General features: G+C 72.4%; 13 protein-coding genes. 9 read left to right on the top strand and 4 right to left on the bottom strand.

Annotation, left to right across the window (positions count from 1 at the left end):
* Window positions 1-335: 335 nt before the first annotated feature.
* On the bottom strand, window positions 336-722 hold the full coding sequence (locus ABD978_RS35390) for a hypothetical protein (RefSeq protein WP_345364440.1): 387 nt from the start codon (window positions 720-722) through the stop codon (window positions 336-338).
* 207 nt (window positions 723-929) lie between these two features.
* On the opposite strand from ABD978_RS35390, the gene ABD978_RS35385 reads away from it, so the two are divergent.
* Window positions 930-1,856: an anti-sigma factor RsbA family regulatory protein gene (locus ABD978_RS35385; protein ID WP_345364438.1), complete on the top strand. Its 927-nt coding sequence runs from the start codon at window positions 930-932 to the stop codon at window positions 1,854-1,856.
* 352 nt (window positions 1,857-2,208) lie between these two features.
* On the opposite strand, the gene ABD978_RS35380 is transcribed toward ABD978_RS35385, so the two are convergent.
* Entirely contained in the window at window positions 2,209-2,784 is a 576-nt protein-coding gene (locus ABD978_RS35380) for a hemerythrin domain-containing protein (RefSeq protein WP_345364435.1), read from the bottom strand.
* A gap of 308 nt (window positions 2,785-3,092) precedes the next feature.
* On the opposite strand from ABD978_RS35380, the gene ABD978_RS35375 reads away from it, so the two are divergent.
* The gene (locus ABD978_RS35375; protein WP_345364433.1) at window positions 3,093-4,235 is read left to right on the top strand and encodes an MraY family glycosyltransferase; all 1,143 of its coding nucleotides are present in this window, start codon (window positions 3,093-3,095) and stop codon (window positions 4,233-4,235) included.
* A gap of 75 nt (window positions 4,236-4,310) precedes the next feature.
* On the opposite strand, the gene ABD978_RS35370 is transcribed toward ABD978_RS35375, so the two are convergent.
* Complete coding sequence (locus ABD978_RS35370) at window positions 4,311-5,327, bottom strand: hemolysin family protein (protein ID WP_345364431.1); 1,017 nt, start codon at window positions 5,325-5,327, stop codon at window positions 4,311-4,313.
* Window positions 5,324-6,742: a hemolysin family protein gene (locus ABD978_RS35365; RefSeq protein WP_345364429.1), complete on the bottom strand. Its 1,419-nt coding sequence runs from the start codon at window positions 6,740-6,742 to the stop codon at window positions 5,324-5,326. Before ABD978_RS35365 ends, ABD978_RS35370 begins: the two co-directional genes overlap by 4 nt.
* Window positions 6,743-7,137: 395 nt before the next feature.
* Here ABD978_RS35365 and ABD978_RS35360 point away from each other — a divergent pair, with 395 nt between their 5' ends.
* The 7 genes from ABD978_RS35360 to ABD978_RS35330 all read left to right on the top strand — a co-directional run bounded on the left by ABD978_RS35360 (window position 7,138) and on the right by ABD978_RS35330 (window position 18,021).
* Window positions 7,138-8,148 (top strand): LacI family DNA-binding transcriptional regulator, encoded by a 1,011-nt coding sequence (locus ABD978_RS35360; RefSeq protein WP_345364427.1) that lies wholly within the window; start codon window positions 7,138-7,140, stop codon window positions 8,146-8,148.
* Between the two features lie 77 nt (window positions 8,149-8,225).
* Entirely contained in the window at window positions 8,226-9,497 is a 1,272-nt protein-coding gene (locus ABD978_RS35355; RefSeq protein WP_345364425.1) for an ABC transporter substrate-binding protein, read from the top strand.
* 55 nt (window positions 9,498-9,552) lie between these two features.
* Window positions 9,553-10,569, top strand: coding sequence for a carbohydrate ABC transporter permease (locus ABD978_RS35350; RefSeq protein WP_345364423.1), 1,017 nt, complete (start codon window positions 9,553-9,555; stop codon window positions 10,567-10,569).
* Window positions 10,566-11,435 carry a carbohydrate ABC transporter permease gene (locus ABD978_RS35345; protein ID WP_345364421.1) on the top strand — a complete coding sequence of 290 codons (870 nt, stop codon included), beginning with the start codon at window positions 10,566-10,568 and terminating at the stop codon, window positions 11,433-11,435. The genes ABD978_RS35350 and ABD978_RS35345 overlap by 4 nt, the downstream gene beginning before the upstream one ends.
* Window positions 11,436-11,472: 37 nt before the next feature.
* The gene (locus tag ABD978_RS35340) at window positions 11,473-13,107 is read left to right on the top strand and encodes a glycoside hydrolase family 13 protein (protein WP_345364419.1); all 1,635 of its coding nucleotides are present in this window, start codon (window positions 11,473-11,475) and stop codon (window positions 13,105-13,107) included.
* 149 nt (window positions 13,108-13,256) lie between these two features.
* Window positions 13,257-15,872, top strand: a complete 2,616-nt coding sequence (locus tag ABD978_RS35335) for a glucosidase family protein (RefSeq protein ID WP_345364417.1) — start codon at window positions 13,257-13,259, stop codon at window positions 15,870-15,872.
* 97 nt (window positions 15,873-15,969) lie between these two features.
* Window positions 15,970-18,021 carry a glycogen debranching N-terminal domain-containing protein gene (locus tag ABD978_RS35330; RefSeq protein WP_345364415.1) on the top strand — a complete coding sequence of 684 codons (2,052 nt, stop codon included), beginning with the start codon at window positions 15,970-15,972 and terminating at the stop codon, window positions 18,019-18,021.
* The last annotated feature ends 31 nt before the right edge of the window (window positions 18,022-18,052 follow it).

Below are 18,052 nucleotides of genomic sequence, written 5' to 3'. Positions count from 1 at the left end.
GGTCGTTTCTCCACGTCAGGGCGCCGGCGTCGGACACCGGCGGCCCACGGGACGGCGGCACGCGCACGCCTCCCGCGGACAGGGCACGGTCGGGAACGGACGCGCCGTCACGCGGCGGGACACACCCGCGTTCCGGGAAGCGGCGGGACACATCCGCGTTCCAGGAGGCGGCGGGACACATCCGCGTTCCGGGAGGCGGCGGGACACATCCGCGTTCCGGGAGGCGGACATCCGGCCACGCGAGCCGTCATGCGGCAGGGCACGTCCGTGTTCCGGGGCAGTGGACACCCGGGTACGCGCGCCGACGACCGGCGGCGCGGTTCGCGACCGTCCGGCTACGCCGACGCGTACGGGAGAAGGACCGGAGGCGCCCGGCCGCGCCGCGTCGACCGGTCACCCGCCGGCGTACGGGAGGAGGTCCGGTGCGGCCCTCGCCACCAGACGGGCAGTCCCGCCGAGGCCGAGATGCCCTCGGGGCCGACGGCCCGCAGCGGCGTCTTGCCGACCTGCCGGTGCTCGTCGAGCCGGGGCAGGTGCCGACCGTGCTCGGCGGCCGGGGCCGCGCCCGCGGACGGCGCGGTCGCCGCCACCGCGGCGGTCAGGCGATCGGCGCCCTGGGAGGAGGCGGCGGCGCCGAGTCCGCCGCCGACGCCGAGCAACAGCAGCAGTGAGACGAGGATCGCCGGAACCCGCCGGCGCGCCCGCTCACCGGACACCGTCACCCTCCCCACCTGGCCGAGACGATTCACGTCACCTCGACCCTACCGGCAACCCGCCGGTGCGGCCGTGGTCATGGGCCCGCGCGCAGCGGGGGAGGAGGGAGCGTGACGACCAGATCGCTGAGCGGTGTGAAGGTCGCCTTATCCTGGACGTTCGGACGTAACCTCACGGTAGTGTTCCTCAGTGGCCGACGAGCGAGGTGGACCGGGATGAGCGCCCCCGCCCTCTTCTCCCACCCTGCGCTGCTGTACCACGGTGAACGGGAGTACCTCGCCGGGACACTGCCCTTCGTGCGGAGCGGGCTCGAGGTCGGCGAGCCGGTGGCGATCGCCGTTCCGGGGCGCCGGCTGGCGCTGCTGCGCGCGCGGCTGGGCGCCGCGGCCGGGCTGGTGCGCTTCGTCGACATGAGCGTGGCCGGACGGAACCCGGGCAGGATCATCCCCGGTGTTCTGCGGCGTTTCGTCGACGCGTACCCCGGACGGCGGGTGCGGATCATCGGTGAGCCCATCTGGCGCGGCCGCTCGGTGACGGAGTATCCCGCCTGCGCCCAGCACGAGGCCCTGATCAACGTGGCCTTCGCCGGGCGCGCGGTGACGATCCTGTGCCCGTACGACGCGGCGGAGCTCGACCGGCGGACGCTGGCGGACGCGGCCCTGACCCACCCGGTCCTCATCGAGCGCGGCGTCGAGCGCGTCAGTTCCGACTTCGATCCAGAGAAGGTCATCGAGGTGTACAACGACCTGGGCCCGGAGCCCGTGGACACGGTGGCCCTCGAGTTCGGCGCGGACGGGTTGGGCGAGGTACGCACCTTCGCCATGGCGGAGGCGGCCCTGCGCGGTCTCGGCGGCGATCGGCTGCTCGACCTCGAGCTCGCGGTCAACGAGCTGGCCGCCAACTCCATCGTGCACGGCGGCGGTGGCGGCACGCTGCGCGTGTGGTCCCGGCCGGGGCACGTCGTGTGCGAGGTCAGCGACTCCGGCCGGCTCGCCGACCCGCTGGCCGGGCGGCGGCCGGTGGGCCCCGACGCCCATGGCGGGCGCGGCCTCCTGCTGGTCAACCAGGTCGCCGACCTGGTCCGCATCTCCCGCACCGCCGAGGGCACCCGCGTCCAGGCCCACTTCGCCCTGGACCGCTGAGCCCGCCGCCTCCGGGGGACCGTCCCACGGCCGGACCATCCCTGCGGGCGCATCCGTCCGTCGGCCGCGCGCAGGGGCACACCCCTGCCGTGATGGGCGATCGGGATCGTCTCCCGATCGCCCTCCCGGATTCGCCTGAGCCGGGATCGCCGGTCCGACCCGGTCCCTCGCGTGATGACCGAGTCAGGTGACTGGCGATAAATGCGCCATCGCATTCCGAATCGACCGCAATGCACGGTCTCTTCAACTGTGCCGGTGACGGTGGGTAGCGTCAAGAGCGCAAATAGTAAACAATCGTTTAGCGCGCCTATTCCGCCAAATCTGGGGTGCACCGCCCAGCGGCGGCGTCATGTCACTTCCGGTCGCGGCCGAGCGCCTTCCGGACCACGTCCCGTGTCCGGTCGGCGGCGGAGGCGAACGTGCCGATGAGGATGTTCTTGGTGGCGGACTCCACGCCCGGGTGCGGGTGCGTCGGCGCCATGGCCTCGGCCGCCTTGATCGCCGCGGCGAGTCCGCGTAGCTCGGTGCCGCCCATCTCGCGCAACCGGGTGAACTCCTCGTGCTCCTCGCGCTCGGCGTGCTCGAGGACGGACTTGCGGAACTCGGCGAACAGCGGTTCGAAGCCGGCCGCCGAGGTGCCCATCTTCTCCAGCGCCTGCAGGACGCGCTTGCCCTCGTTCTCCTCCTCCAGCCGGGCGTCGATGATCCGGTCGCCGTCGGGGATGACCCGGCGGGCCAGGGGGTGCACGACCTCCTCTTCGGCCGTCTCGTGCACCGCCAGGAACCGGCAGAGCTTCTCGAACGCCTCCTCGCGGGCGTGGCCCGTGCTCCGGTCGACCTCTTCGAAGAGGCGGCGGATCTCCTCGTGCTGGCGGATCAGCAGATCGACCGCGTCCTTCTCCGGCATCGTCTCAGGTCGCTGAGTCATCTCGCGGTACCTTCCCCCCTGTGTCTCCCCGTATGTGCCTATTGCGACATTTCCGGTGCCGACCTGGTTAAACGCACCGCCCGGCCGTCCGGCGGACGTGGGGGAGGCCGATACGGGACTCATCGGGAAGCGGCCGGCCCGGCCGACTTTCTCGGATCATGTAGCCGGCGCGACCCTGGTTTTGATCGACGATCTCTAGCCTGATTCCCGGAGTGGTCACGGACGGTGGCATCCGTCCGCGGGGCCGTCGGCCGACTCGGGAGGGGCGCCATGCCCGGCACGATCAGGCAGGTCGAGAGCGGGCGGCCGTGGCGTCGTGGCTGACGGCGGCGGGTGCGGCCCTCGGCGCGCTCCTGCTGGCCGACATGCTGAGCGCCGGGCTGAGCCGGTACGCGCTGCGGCGCGGGATCGTCGACCGGCCGGGCGTCCGCAAGGCCCATGACCGGCCGACCCCGTACCTGGGCGGGGTCGCGATCGCGGTGGCCGTCCTGGCGGCGGGAACGGTGTCGATCCCCTACTGGGACCGGAGGATCACGGTCCTCGTCGTGGCCGCCGTCGTCGTCGCGCTGGTCGGGCTGCTCGACGACCTCAGACCGACGCACCCGGTGTTCCGGCTGGTCGTGGAGGTCGTCGCCGCCACGGCGGTCGTCCTGGCCGGGGGACGCATCGGCGTCTTCGGGCACTGGCTGGACCCCGTGGTGACGGTGGCGTGGATCGTGGTGCTCGCCAACTCCTTCAACCTCCTGGACAACATGGACGGGACGGCCGCGACGGTGGCCGTCGCGGGCGGCTGCCTCAGCGCCGGCGCGGCCTACCTCGAGGGCCAGCGCGGCCTGGCGCTGCTGCTGATCACGCTGTCCGCCGGCTGCCTGGGGTTCCTCGTGCACAACTGGGCGCCCGCGCGGATGTTCATGGGCGACGCCGGCTCGCTGTTCATCGGCTTCCTCCTGGCGGCCGCGGCCGTGCTGGTCCGGGTTCCGGGCGGCGCGACCGCCAGGCTCGCCGAGCTTCTCCTGTTCACCTTCGTCGCCACCGTGGACACTCTGGTCGTCGTCATCGCGCGCCCGCGCGCGGGCCTGTCCTGCTTCACCGCCGGCACCGACCACGCGGCGCACCGGCTGCGGGCGATGGGACTCACCGTTCCGCAGGTCGCCCTGACCCTGTGCGCCGCCGCGGGCCTCGCCGGGCTCTGCGGCGTGGGCGTCGCCGCCGCGCGGCTGCCCGGCGTCCTCACCCTGGCGGCGGCCGCCACCGGGGCCGCCGCGCTGGTCCTCCTGTTGATCAAGGTCCCGGTGTACGCGGCCGCGCCGGCCGAGGAACCGGCCACCGCCGACGTCCTGCCGTTGACGGTCCGTCCCGCGCCCGAGCCGCGGCACCGCGATCTCCCGCTGCGGAACGCGCCGGCGTCGGACCGGGGATCGGTCCTGCACCTCGACGAGTGGCGAAGATGAGCGGGCCACCGCCGATGAGGAGTTCGCCGGGCGGGTCGCCGCGGCTGCCGGAGGCCGTCCGTCGTGGCGGCCGGCTCAGTGCGGGTTGCCGGCGAGGAGCTCGCTCAGCAGGTCGTCGAGGCTGACGATGCCGATGAACGGATTCTCCGGCGTCGCGACGAGCGCGAGCTGCGCGCGGGCACGCCGCAGCGTGCTGACCGCGGCCAGCACCGTCGTGTCCGGGGGAAGGGCCGGGACCGGGTAGGTCATGTCGCCGGCGGTCCGGCCGTCGGCGCCGTGGGGGAGGGCGTCCCGTACGTGCAGGAGCCCGCGGATGCGGGCGCGGCCGTCCCGGACGAGCAGCCGGGTGTGCCCGCTCGCCGTGGCGGCCCTCCTGATCTCCTCCGGGTCGGCGTCGGCGGGGACCGCGGTGACCCGCTCGGCGGGCACGACCAGGTGGTCGATGCCCGCGTTCCGCGTGGTGATGGCCCGGCCCAGCAGGTCGTGCTCGGCGTTGTCGATCAACCCCAAGCGGCGCGACTCGCCGATCAGGTGGGACAGCCGCTGCGGGTCGGCCGGCACCTCCGCCTCCGCGCGCGGCCGTACGCCGCAGAGCCGGAGCAGACCGTTGGTGATCCCGTTGAGGACGGTCAGGAGCGGGCGCGACAGCCGGGCGAACCCGCGGAACGGGATCGCGAGGAGCAGGGCCGAGCGTTCGGGGTGGGCGATCGCCCAGGACTTCGGCGCCATCTCCCCGGCCACCATGTGCAGGAAGGTCACCACGCCCAGCGCCAGGGTGAACGCCACGGCGTGCCCGACGGCCGCCGGGGCGCCGACGGCCGCCAGCGGCGCGTCCAGCAGGCCCTCGAAGGCCGGCTCGGTGACGACGCCGAGCCCCAGCGAGCACATGGTGATGCCCAGTTGCGCGCCGGCCAGCATCAGCGACAGCTCGTCGATCCCGGCGACGGCGGCCCGCGCGGCGGTGCCGCCGCGTGCCGCCGCCCGCTCCAGGCGCGGGCGTTTCGCGGCGACGAGGGCGAACTCCGAGGCGACGAAGAAGGCGTTGCCGGCCAGGAGCAGGAGCGTGACCAGGGCGGAGGTCAGCGGGTTCACGCGAACCCCCCGAGGGACTCTCCGGGCGCGGCGGTGGCGAGTGGCAGCGCGTGCAGCCGCACGGTCCGGGCCACGCGCCGGCGGACGGCGAGGACCTCGATCGCGGCGTGCCCCGGCGGGCCGTACTCGGGGTCGAGCTCGACCTCGATCCGGTCGCCCGCTCGCGGCAGGCGGTGCAGCCGTGTCATGACGAGCCCGCTGAGGCTGTCGTACGCGGCGTCGACGGGCAGTGCCAGCCCCGTGAGGTCCCGGACCTGCGCGATCCGGGTGCCGGCGTTCAGCACCCAGACGCCCTTGCCACGGGTGGGATCCGCCTCGGCCGCGTCGTTCTCGTCGGCGATCTCGCCGACGAGTTCCTCGGCGATGTCCTCGAACGTGAGGATCCCGGCCAGGCCGCCGTACTCGTCGACGACGGCGGCGAACTCCTGACCCGCCTCGCGCATCCGGGCCGTGACCGCCTGCAGTTCGAGGGTGTCCGGGACGAGCAGCGCGGGGCGCATCACCGCGTCCACGGTCCGGTCGCCGCCGGGGGAGCCGGTGCCGGATGCACCGGTGCTGTTCGGGCGGGACGGTCCGGGCGTGTCCGTGACGTCGAGCGCGGCCAGCTCGCGTACCCCGACGACGCCGATGACGTCGTCGATGTCCCGTCCCCAGACCGGATAGTCGGTGTGGCCCACGCGGGTCACCAGGTCGGTCAGCTCCGCCACGGTCGTGGCACGGGGAACGGCGACGACGTCGGGACGGGGCACCATGACCTCGGCCGCCGTACGCTCCCGGAAGGTCAGCGCACGCTGGAGCAGGTCGGACAGGTCCGGCGGGAGATGGCCCGCGCGACGGGACTCGCCGATGATGTCGCCGAGCTCCTCCAGGGTCGCGCCGTGGTGCAGCTCCTCCACCGGCTCCACGCCGAACAGCCGCACCAGCCGGGCGGCCGCCGTGTCGAAGAACCTGATCACCGGGCCCGCCACCGTCAGGTACGCCAGGGTCGAGGCGGCGAGTGCCTTGGCGACCGGCTCGGCGCGGGCCAGTGACAGGTTCTTGGGCAGCAGTTCGCCGAGCACCATCTGGACCACGGTCGCCAGCAGGAACCCGGCGACGACCGCGACGCCGTCGGCCTGGCCGCCGGACAGGCCCGCGTGCTCGAGCAGCGGGGCGATCAACCGGGACGTGGCGGGCTCGGCGATGAAGCCGACGACCAGCGCGGTCACCGTGATCCCCAGCTGCGCGCCGGACAGCATGAACGACAGCCGGCTCGTCACGTCCAGGGCCCTCAGGGCCCTTCTGTCTCCGCGTTCGGCCTGCGCGGCGAGCGTGGCGCGGTCGGCGGCGATGAAGGCGAACTCCTGGGCGACGAAGTACCCGGTCGCGGCCGTCAGCACCAGGATCGCGGCGACACCGGCGAGGGCGCTCACCATCGCGGTGCCCTCGCCTCAGGACTGGAAGGGTCCGACGTCGCGGACACCCACATCCCCCCTCTTCCTCGGTCGTATAGCGGCAACGACGCGCGCCCGCCCCGGTGTTCCCGGACGGCTCGCCGAACGCCCTGCCCGCGCCCGCGTTCCTTATCCCTCTTCCTGGAGCGCGTCCGGCGTGGCATCGTCCTCCCTAGGGGAGAAACCTGCCCGTTTCGGGGCTTGTGAGCTGCTCGGGCCCGAGTGGTCCGGACCACTCGGACTCGGTACCAACACGCGCATGTAACGAGCCGGAAACGTGTTCGACATCTGCTTGACACGCCTTCTCGCGTGGTGGCAATTTGAACGATCAAATCGCCCCGGGTCACCAGAAATATCGCGAAACGCGAGGGAGAGGGATGAACGGTCGAGACGCGAACGGAGTGACGATCTCCGATGTCGCCGCGGCCGCCGGTGTCTCCCGTCAGACGGTCTCCAACGTGCTGAACCGTCCCGCGCGCGTGGCGCCGGACACCGCCACACGCGTACGGCGGGCGATCGAGGAGCTCGGCTACCGGCCGAACCGCGCCGCGCAGAACCTCCGGGAACGTGCCAGCCGGTGTCTCGGCCTGAAGATCCCCGCGCCGATCGGCGTGAGCAACTTCCTCGACCGCTTCCTCTACTCGCTGACCGCGGCGGCCGGGGCCGCCGGCTACCACCTGCTGCTCTTCGCCCCGACGGCCGTGGACGAGGAACTCGCGACCTACGAGGACCTGATCCGCACCGGCACCGTCGACGGGTTCGTCCTGGCCGACGTGTCCGCGCGGGACCGGCGGCTCCCGTGGTTCGCCGAGCGCAGCATCCCCTTCGTGTGCTTCGGCCGGCCCTGGGGTCAGGAGGACGGCCCGTACACCTGGGTGGACGTGGACGGGGCGTACGGCATCGAGCAGGGGGTCGAGCACCTGATCGGCCGCGGCCACCGGCGCATCGCCTACCTCGGCTGGCCCGAGGGCACCGGGTTCGGCGACGAGCGGCGGAGGGGCTGGCTGCGGGCCATGGGCCGGCACGGCCTGGAGACCGACGGACTGATCGGCGTGTGCGGCGAGGGTGTCGCGGTCGCCGTCGCGGCGGCCGAGCGCATGCTGGCGCGGCCCGAGCCGCCGACCGCGTTCGTGTGCGGCAGCGACACGCACGCCGTCGGGGCCAGGCTCGCCGGCGGCCTGGACGCGGACGGCCGTCCGCGCGTCGGCGTGGTGGGCTTCGATGACTCACCCGCCGCGTCTTTGATCTCGCCCCGGATGTCGAGCATCCGGCAACCGCTCGACGAGGTGGCGCGACGCGTCGTCAGTCTGCTGACGGCGCGGGTGCAGGGTAGTGATTCCCCGCCCGAGGGGGTGATGTTGCGCCCAGAGCTCGTGGCACGGGAGTGACGAGGGCCGGGGATCCGATCCGGCAGCAGTACCGAACAATCCCTCAGGATGGAGTAAAGGTGGCATCCGTTTCGAGAATGACCCGCTTCGCGGTCATCGCGGCGAGCGTCGCCGTGGTCGCCGCCGCGTGTGGCGGCAGCAAGAGCGACGACAGCAAGGGCGGGTCGAACGACTCCGGTGCGCTGAGCGGCCGTGGGCCGATCACGCTGGCGACCGGTAAGGACACGTCGGGCAACCTGCAGAACCTGGTCAACGCCTGGAACCAGCAGCACCCGAAGGAGCAGGCTCGGATCATCGAGCTGCCGGAGGACGCCGACGCACAGCGGCAGCAGATGGTGCAGAACGCCCAGACCAAGTCCAACGCGTACAGCGTGCTGAACCTGGACGTGGTGTGGACGGCGGAGTTCGCCGCGAACCAGTGGGTCTCGCAGCTTCCGAAGGACCAGTTCGACCTGACGAAGTTCCTGCCCTCGGCGACCAAGACCGGTGAGTACCGGAACAACCTGTACGCCGCGCCGTGGAAGACCGACTCCGGTCTGCTCTACTACAACAAGGACCTGCTGGACAAGGCGGGCATCACGGCGCCGCCGAAGACCTGGGCGGAGATGCAGCAGGACTGCGCCAAGATCAAGGGCGCCAACTGCTACGCCGGCCAGTTCGAGAAGTACGAGGGCCTCACGGTCAACTTCTCCGAGGCGGTCGAGAGCGCCGGCGGCGTCGTCGTCGACGACTCGGGCAAGCCGAACGTCAACACCCCGCAGGCCAAGCAGGGCCTGGACTTCCTCGTCAACGGCTTCAAGAACGGAATGATCCCCAAGGAGGCCATCAGCTACAAGGAGGAGGAGTCCCGGCGCGCCTTTGAGAAGGGCAACCTGGTCTTCTACCGTCAGTGGCCGTACGCCTACGCCCTGTCGAACAAGAAGGGCGACTCGAAGGTCGTCGACAAGTTCGCCGTCGCCCCGCTGCCGGGTCTGAACGGTCCGGGCGCGCCGACCCTGGGCGGCCACAACCTGGCGATCTCCAAGTTCGCTCAGAACAAGGCCACGGCGCTGGACTTCATCAAGTACCTGACCAGCGAGCAGACCGAGCGTGCCAACCTCATCAACTCCTCGGAGGCGCCGACCCTGGCGTCGCTGTACTCCGACCCGGAGCTGCAGAAGAAGTTCCCCTACCTGACGACCCTCAAGGCTTCCCTCGACAACGCCAAGCCCCGGCCGCAGGCCGTGCGGTACGGCGACGTGACCGCCGCGATCCAGGAGGCCGCCTACGCGGCGCTCACCGGCAAGTCGACCTCCGACCAGGCGCTGGCCGACCTGCAGAACAAGCTCGGACAGCTGATCACGCCGTAGCCGCGTCCCGTGGCGGGACGCCCGTCGTCCCGCCACGGGCCCCCAGGAGGGCTCCATGACTACTACGACCGCCGAACCGGGAACCGTCGCCCCGGTAAAGCAGAAAAAGAAGAGCGACGTCCAGGGCTCGGGTCGCCTGGCCGCCGTGCTGCTCTCGCCGACCTTCCTCGTCCTCGCCCTCGTGGTCGGCTACCCGATCGTCGACGCGCTCCGTGAGTCGCTGTACCAGCGCAGCAACGGGCTGGACGCCAACGGGTTCGTCGTCAAGGGCGACAAGTTCGTCGGCCTGAAGAACTACACCGACATCTTGACCGGTGACAGCTCGCACGCGTTCTGGAACGCGTTCTACAACACCACCTTCTTCACCGTCGTCGGCGTCATCATCGAGACGATCCTCGGCGTGGCGATGGCGCTGGTCATGCACCAGGCCTTCCGCGGCAGGGGCTTCGTCCGGGCGAGCATTCTGGTGCCCTGGGCGATCCCGACCGCGGTGTCCGCGCTGCTGTGGCGCTGGGTCTTCCAGGCCGACGGCGTGGCCAACGCGATCATCGGCCACCAGGTGCTGTGGACCACGGAGGGCTTCCACGCGAAGGTCGCCGTGCTCATCGCCGACACGTGGAAGACCGCGCCGTTCGTCGGCCTGCTCGTCCTCGCCGGTCTCCAGCTGATCCCGGGCGAGGTCTACGAGGCCGCGAAGGTGGACGGGGCCGGCACGTGGTACACGTTCGTCAAGATCACGCTGCCGCTGATCAAGCCGGTGCTGCTCGTCGCCGTGCTGTTCCGGCTGCTCGACGTGCTGCGGTTCTTCGACCTGCCGTTCGTGCTCATCGGCGCGCACAAGGACTCGGTGAACACCCTGTCCATGCTCGCCTACGACGAGGCGACCAACCTGCGGTACGGTCCCGCGGCCGCCTACGCCACGATCCTGTTCGTCTACGTCGCGGTCGTCGCGTACGCCTTCGTCAAGCTGCTCGGCGCCGACATCATCGGCGACGCGCGGGCGCGTAAGAAGTCCGCGTCCGCCAAGCGTGCCAAGAAGGGCTCGCGGCCCACCCGGGAGGCAACGGCATGACCGCCATTTCCACCTCGAAGTCCGGGGCCAAGGAGCGCCGGAGCTTCAGCGCGGGCAGGGCGCTCTCGTACCTCGGCATGATCGTGGTGGCGCTCTACTGTCTGGCGCCGTTCTACTGGATGGTCGTCTCGGCCTTCCGGCGGCCGGAGGACCAGTTCGACAACTCGCCGATCCCCTCGCCGATCTCGATCAAGAACTTCACGGCGGTGTTCAAGCACGACGTGGGGTTCCAGCGGGCGCTGCTGAACAGCATCGTCGTGGCGGGCGTGACGACGGTGCTCACGCTCGTCGTCGGCACCTTCACGGCGTACGCGCTGGCGCGGCTGGACTTCAAGTTCAAGAACGTGGTGCTCGGCATCATCGTGGCGACCTCGATGTTCCCGACGATCTCCCTGATCGTTCCGCTGCTGCACCTGTTCACGAACATCAGCTGGATCAACACTTACCAGTCGATGATCATCCCGAACCTGTCGTTCGTGCTGCCGCTGGCGGTGTGGAACCTCAACGCGTTCTTCCGGCAGATGCCGTTCGAACTGGAGTACGCGGCCATGGTCGACGGGTGCACCCGCGGCCAGGCCTTCCGAAAGATCATCGTTCCGCTCGCGGCACCGGGCGTCTTCACCACCGCGATCATCGCGTTCATCGCAGCGTGGAACGAGTTCATGATCGCCCTGAGCATGGTGAACAAGAAGGAGATGCAGACGGCCACCGTGTCGATCTCCAAGTTCACCGGGGCGTACGGTTTCGACCAGCCGTTCGGCACGCAGATGGCGGCCGGCGTCCTCGTGACCGTACCGCTCGTCATCGTCGTGCTGCTCCTGCAGCGCCGCATCATCGCCGGCCTCACCGCCGGTGGCGTGAAGTAGGGCACGACACCCTCCCCGACCCCCCTGAAGGGAAACAGTGCACGTCAACGCCCCCTGGTGGCGCAGCGCCGTCATCTACCAGATCTACATTCGCAGCTTCGCCGACGCGAACGGTGACGGGATCGGTGACATCGCCGGGATTCGATCCCGGCTGCCGTACCTGCGCGACCTCGGCGTCGACGCCGTCTGGATCACGCCGTGGTACCCCTCTCCGATGGCGGACGGGGGCTACGACGTGGCGGACTACACCGATATCGATCCGATGTTCGGCACTCTGGCCGACGCGGACGCCCTGATCCGTGACGCGCACGACCACGGCATCCGGGTGATCATCGACATCGTTCCCAATCACACCTCTGACCGGCACAAGTGGTTCCAGGCCGCGCTCGCGGCCGGCCCGGGCAGCCCCGAACGCGACCGGTACGTCTTCCGGACCGGTCGCGGAGCCGACGGCGAGCTGCCGCCGAACGACTGGCGCAGCACGTTCGGCGGCAGCGCCTGGACCCGGCTGCCGGACGGAGAGTGGTACTTGCACCTGTTCGCCCCCGAGCAGCCGGACCTGAACTGGGAGAATCCCGAGGTCCGCGCCGAGTTCGAACAGGTGCTGGCGTTCTGGTTCGACCGCGGTGTCGACGGCTTCCGCATCGACGTCGCGCACGGCATGATCAAGCAGGACGGCCTGCCGGACCTCGGCGGCGACGCGGAGGACGTCCTGGAGCCGAGCATGCGGCTCGACCACCCGCACTGGGACCGCGACGGGGTCCACGAGATCTACCGCGGCTGGCGGCGGGTGGCCGACCGCTACGAGGGCGACCGTACGTTCGTCGCCGAGGCGTGGGTGGCGACTCCGGAGCGGCTGGCGCGCTACCTGCGCTCCGACGAGTTGCACACCGCGTTCAACTTCGACTACCTGCGCGCCTCGTGGGACGCCGCGAGCCTGCGCGAGGTGATCGACGCGAGCCTGGGCGCGTTCGCCCTGGAGAACGCCCCGGCCACCTGGGTCCTGTCCAACCACGACGTGGTCCGCCACGTCACCCGGTACGGCCGGACCCACACCGGCGGCCGCGGCCCGCAGCACGACGTCGAGGAGCCCGTCGACCTGGAGCTCGGCACCCGCCGGGCCCGGGCGGCGGCGCTGCTCATGCTGGCCCTGCCCGGCGGCGCGTACGTCTACCAGGGCGAGGAGCTCGGCCTCCCGGAGGTCGAGGACCTGCCCGAGTCCGCCCTGCAGGACCCGGTTTGGGAACGTTCCGGGCACACGTCCCGTGGCCGGGACGGCTGCCGAGTGCCGATTCCGTGGTCCGGTGACACCGCGCCATACGGATTCGGTCCGGACGGAAGCACGCCCTGGCTGCCGCAGCCGGAGTCCTGGAAGGGGCTCACGGCCGACGCGGAGGCCGGGGACCCGGCGTCCACGCTGGAGCTGTACCGCGCCGCGCTGCGGCTCCGGCACGAGCACGCGGCCCTGGGCGACGGCGACCTGACCTGGGACGACGACGCGCCCGAAGGGGTGCTGCGGTTCACCCGCGCACCGGGCTTCGCCTGCGTCGTCAACCTGTCCGGGGCGCCGCAGGAGCTGCCCGCCGACGCTGAGGTCCTGCTGGCCAGCGGCCCGCTCGACGGCGGGCTGCTGCCCACGGAAACGGCCGTCTGGCTCGCGGTCTCCGACTGATGACGCGGCCCGCCGGCCGAGGGTGTCGCCGACCGCGGCACCCCGGACGGCGGGCCGTCTTCGTCCCTAGGGGTGTCCGGTGACAGAGATCCACCGGACACCTTCAGGGCAATGAACGCTCGGGGGAAGATCCACGAGAGGTGATGCGCATGAGAGGCCACGCCCTACGACCCGTATCCGCGGTCGCGGTAGCACTGGTCCTGACCGCCGGTACCGTCGCCGCGCGGCCGGCCCCGGCCCGTGCCGCGACCGGTCCCGCGGTCTCCGCCGCCCCCGCCGAGCTGTCGGAGACGACCCGGCTGCCGGACCGGCGGTCGGTCGTCATCGGGGACCGGTTCTACTCGGTGTCCACCGAGGACGGGCTGTACCCGGCGGCGGGCTGGCACACGACCGGGGAGATGGGCGGGATCTGGACCCCGCCCCTCAAGCTGCTCGACGGCGTCTGGTTCGGCCTGGACGGCGCGTGGCTCGGCAAGCAGGCCGCCGCCCAGCGGTTCACCGCCGGGCAGGGGTACACCCGGATCGCCTACACGGCCGCGAACGGCGTGCGCGCCGAGCGCACGGACGTCGCGCCCGACGGCGTACGCGCCGGGCTCATCGGCATCACCCTCAGCTCCGACTCCCGCAAGACCGTACGCCTCGACGTGGACGCGCACTCGGAGCTGATGACCGCCTACCCGTGGGGCTCGACGAGCCCTGACCAGCAGGCGATGAACCTCCCGGACACCGGGGCGTACGACAAGGGGACGCTGGTCTTCCGCGAGCAGGGCACCCCGAACGTCCCGAACGCGACCCGGCACGACTACGCCGCGCTCGTCGCCGCCGACCGCACGCCGGTCGCGCACCGGCTCGGTCCCGACCACCGGGGGCCGCAGGATCCGGCCGTCGTCTGCCCCGCGACCGGCGACCAGCCCAAGCGCTGCGACGACACGGCGTTCGGCAAGGGCACGGGCGGGCGGCTCTCCTACGACGTGACCGTCCCGGCGGGCGGCAAGGCCACCGTCTGGATCGCGGTCGCCGGCTCCGACCACGGCCTCTCCGAGGCGAACGGCGCGCTGCGCACCGCGCTGCACGACCCGGCCGGCCTGCTGGCCCGCAAGGTCGCCGCGCGCCGCGCCGTCGCCGCGAACACCGTCGTCGACCTGCCCGGCGACCGGCTCCTGCAGCAGAGCGTCGAGTGGAGCAAGCAGAACCTCGCCGACTCCGTGCAGGAGGCCCGCGACCTGAAGATGCGGGTCACCCATGAGGGCAAGGACTACCCGGCGCCCAAGGGCACCGTCGCCAAGGCCCGCTGGCTCGGCGCCGGCTGGCCGGACTACCCGTGGCTGTTCGGCACCGACGGGGAGTACACCGCCTACGCGACCGTGGCGGCCGGGCAGTTCTCCGCGATCGAGGACCACCTGCGGGCCGTCCGCGACACCAGCGACATCGTCAACGACCGCAGCGGCAAGGTGATCCACGAGGTCGTCTCGGACGGCTCGGTCTACTTCGGCGCGAACGGCGAGGCCGGAAACACCGACGAGACCGCGAAGTTCCCCAGCGCGGTCGCGCTGGTGTGGCGCTGGACCGGCGACCGGGCGTTCCTCGACTCGATGTACGACTTCGCCAAGCGCAACATGCACTACATCGTGGAGAAGCTGGACGCCGACGGCGACGGCTGGCCCGAGGGGTCCGGGAACGTCGAGCGTGCCGGCATGGGCGTCGAGAAGCTGGACAACGCGGTGTACACCATCCGTGGCCTGCGGGACCTGGCCGACCTGGCCACCGCCGAGGGCGACGGCGCCACCGCCGCCTGGGCGGGCGGGCGCGCCGACGCGATGGAGAAGAAGTTCGAGGGGGCCTGGTGGTACGGCGGCGACACCGCCCAGTACGCCGACTCCATCGACAAGGCCGACGACCCGGCCAACGACAACACGAAGATCTTCCAGCGGCACTGGATCGGCGTGACGCCGATGGACGCCGAACTCGTCCGCCCCGGTCAGGTCACCCGTCCGCTCGCCGACGACCAGCACGCCCGGGCGGCGCTGGCCCGGCGCGAGCAGTCCTGCTACACCGGCACCACCGGGCTCTACCACACGGGCACCGGCCCGACCTCGGCCGACGGCGGGAACAAGGGACCGTCCTGTGACGGCGTGGTCTCGTCCGTGCAGAGCGACCGCGAGGTCTTCTCGCTCGGCAACGGGATCATGGCCGTCGCCGAGGGCAACTACGGCCGCCTGGCCCAGCAGCGGACGTACACCACCGACAACGCCCGGATCCAGCTCGACCCGTCGCTGTGGGAGATGCCCGGCGCCATGCCGGAGATCGCGCCGAGCCCGGACTTCGACCCCGCCAACATCGACCGTCCCCTGACCGGACGCTCGATGGTCCTGCAGGCGTGGGGCGCGTACGGCAACCTCTGGCCGGTCGTCCACCAGCAGCTCGGCGTCTCCCCGGACATGGGCCGGGCGCGGCTGGAGGTCGTCCCGCAGGTTCCGCCGGGCCAGACCCGCGTCGCCGGACGCCACATCCGGGTTGGCGGCGGCACGGTCGACGTCACCGCCGAGGCCGCCGGGAAGTCGCTGCGCACCACCGTGACCGGCCGGTCCGCCAAGGCGAGCCTGCTGATCGGTCAGGTCCTGCCGACCGGCGCGAAGGTCGCCGCGGTGACCCTCGACGGGCGCGCCGTGAAGTACCAGGTCCGCACGACCGCGCGCGGCACCGAGGTCGTGGCCGACGCCGGATCCGCGGGCGGCAGCGCCGTGTTCGCCGTCACCCTCCGCTGAACCCGTGACGCCCCGCCCGGCCTTCCGGGCGGGGCGTCCCTTCGCCCTGCCCCGTCCACCCGGGCGGGGCGTCGCCTTGCCCACCCCCGGAGTCACCGTGTCCCAGTCCTCCCTCCATGAGCACCTGACCTGCGTCGCCGCGCCCGCGCTCTGGCTGTCCCCGCCGAGCGGGCAGCTGACCGGCGGTGCCGACGGGCTGTACGTCGCCGACCGCCGGGTCCTGTCACGGCTCGTGGTGACCCTCGACGGAGCCGAGCCCGCGCCGGTCGACGCGACCCTCGTCGGCGCGGACGGCGCCCGCTTCACCGCGGCGCTCGGCGACCTGACGGTCGAGCGGACCCGTACGGTCGGCCGCGACGGCGGCACCGAGGAGATCCGTGTCCGCAACACGGGGACCGAGCCGGTCACGGTGGCCGTCGCGGTCGAGGCGGCCGCCGACCTCGCCGAGATCAGCGACGTCAAGGCATGGCACGCCGGGGAGCCGGGCCGGACGGGCGACCACGGCGACGGCGCCCGAGCGGGCGCGGTGTCGCTGCGCGACGGGGTCGCGCACACCGGCCCGGACGGCTACGCGGTGCTGCTGACCGGGCGCCTGCGGGCCGAGCCGACCCTGGCGCCGGGGGAGGAGTTCACGACCACGCTGACCGTACGGGCGACGCCCCCGCCGGTGGAGGGGTTCCGGCCGCTGGCGCCGGATGCGCCGCCGCCCTGGTCGGCCGCGCCGCTCACCGTACGGTCCGCCGACCGGCGCCTGGACGCGCTGGTCGGTCAGGGGATCGCGGATCTCGGCGCGCTGCTGCTCGCCGACGAGGGCGACCTGTACTGCGCGGCCGGCAGCCCGTGGTACCTCACGCTGTTCGGCCGGGACTCCCTGTGGACCGCCCGGCTGGCCCTCCCGCTCGGGTACGAGCTCGCCGCCGGGACGCTGCGGACCCTGGCCCGGCACCAGGGCGTCCGCCACGACCCGGAGACGGAGGAGGCGCCCGGCAAGATCCCGCACGAGCTGCGGCCCGCGCACGCCGCGGGGTGGCTGCCGCCGGTGTACTACGGCACGGTCGACGCCACGCCGCTGTTCGTCACGACGCTCGCGGAGGCGTGGCGGTGGGGGATGCCGGCCGCCGAGGTCGAAGCGCTGCTGCCCGCCGCCGAGCGGGCGCTGGACTGGCTCGAGGGCTTCGGCGACGCCTTCGTGTCCTACACCGGATCGCCGGACCGGCTCGTCAACCAGGGCTGGAAGGACTCCACCGACGGCGTCCAGCACGCCGACGGGCGTCCGGCGACGCCGCCGGTCGCCCTGTCGGAGGTCCAGGCGTACGCCTATCAGGCCGCCGTGCTCGGCGCCGACCTGCTCGACGCGTTCGGCCGGTCGGGCGGCGACCGCCGCCGGGAGTGGGCGGCGGCCCTCGCGGAGCGGTTCCGGGCGCGGTTCTGGGTGGACGGCTATCCGGCGATCGCGCTGGACGGGCGGGGAGAACCCGTGGACGGCCCGGCCTCCAACATGGGGCACCTGCTCGGCACCGGCCTGCTCACCCCGGCCGAGGAGGACCGGGTCGCGCCCCGGCTGGCCGAGCTGGACTCCGGCTGGGGGCTGCGAACGCTGGGCACGGCCTCGGCCGGCTTCGACCCGCTGTCGTACCACCTCGGTTCGGTCTGGCCGCACGACACCGTGATCGCCGTGCTCGGTCTGGTCCGGGCCGGTCATCACGACGTGGCCGCGAGCCTGGCGCGCGGCCTGATCGCCGCCGCGCCGAGCTTCGGTCATCGGCTGCCCGAGCTGTTCGGCGGCCAGGACGCCCCGGCGGGTCACGGCTCGGGCGCCGAGCGGAGCCACCGGGCGGGCGGGAACTCCGGGCACAGCGGTCCGGCCGGGCCGGCCGACGACGGCGGGCCGGTGGGCCCCGTGCCGTACGCGGCGGCGTGCCGGCCCCAGGCGTGGGCGGCCGCGGTCTCACCGGCCCTGGTCACCGCGCTCCTCGGACTCGACGTCGACGTGCCGGCCGGCCGGCTCGCCGTGTCCCCGCTGCCCGGCTTCGGCCCGCTGTCGGTGAGCAACGTGCGCGTCGGCGCCGCGACCGTCTCGATCGACGTCGACCCGCAGGGCGCCGCGTCGCTCATCGGCGTGCCGCCGGGTCTGACACTGGACCTCTGAGCCGCGCTGTCCCGCACGGGTGGAACGGGTC

Origin of the sequence: Actinoallomurus liliacearum (assembly GCF_039542035.1) — a bacterium.
GTDB lineage: Bacteria > Actinomycetota > Actinomycetes > Streptosporangiales > Streptosporangiaceae > Actinoallomurus > Actinoallomurus liliacearum.
The sequence above is the reverse complement of the archived record's forward strand: the minus strand, read 5'-3'. Positions and strand labels throughout refer to the sequence as shown.

What these genes read in the sequence shown, in the direction of transcription:
- ABD978_RS35385 (WP_345364438.1), top strand. Translation starts at nt 930, where the DNA reads ATGAGCGCCCCCGCCCTCTTCTCCCACCCTGCGCTGCTGTACCACGGT.
- ABD978_RS35380 (WP_345364435.1), bottom strand. Translation starts at nt 2,784, where the DNA reads ATGACTCAGCGACCTGAGACGATGCCGGAGAAGGACGCGGTCGATCTG.
- ABD978_RS35365 (WP_345364429.1), bottom strand. Translation starts at nt 6,742, where the DNA reads ATGGTGAGCGCCCTCGCCGGTGTCGCCGCGATCCTGGTGCTGACGGCC.
- ABD978_RS35360 (WP_345364427.1), top strand. Translation starts at nt 7,138, where the DNA reads ATGAACGGTCGAGACGCGAACGGAGTGACGATCTCCGATGTCGCCGCG.
- ABD978_RS35355 (WP_345364425.1), top strand. Translation starts at nt 8,226, where the DNA reads ATGACCCGCTTCGCGGTCATCGCGGCGAGCGTCGCCGTGGTCGCCGCC.
- ABD978_RS35350 (WP_345364423.1), top strand. Translation starts at nt 9,553, where the DNA reads ATGACTACTACGACCGCCGAACCGGGAACCGTCGCCCCGGTAAAGCAG.
- ABD978_RS35345 (WP_345364421.1), top strand. Translation starts at nt 10,566, where the DNA reads ATGACCGCCATTTCCACCTCGAAGTCCGGGGCCAAGGAGCGCCGGAGC.
- ABD978_RS35335 (WP_345364417.1), top strand. Translation starts at nt 13,257, where the DNA reads ATGAGAGGCCACGCCCTACGACCCGTATCCGCGGTCGCGGTAGCACTG.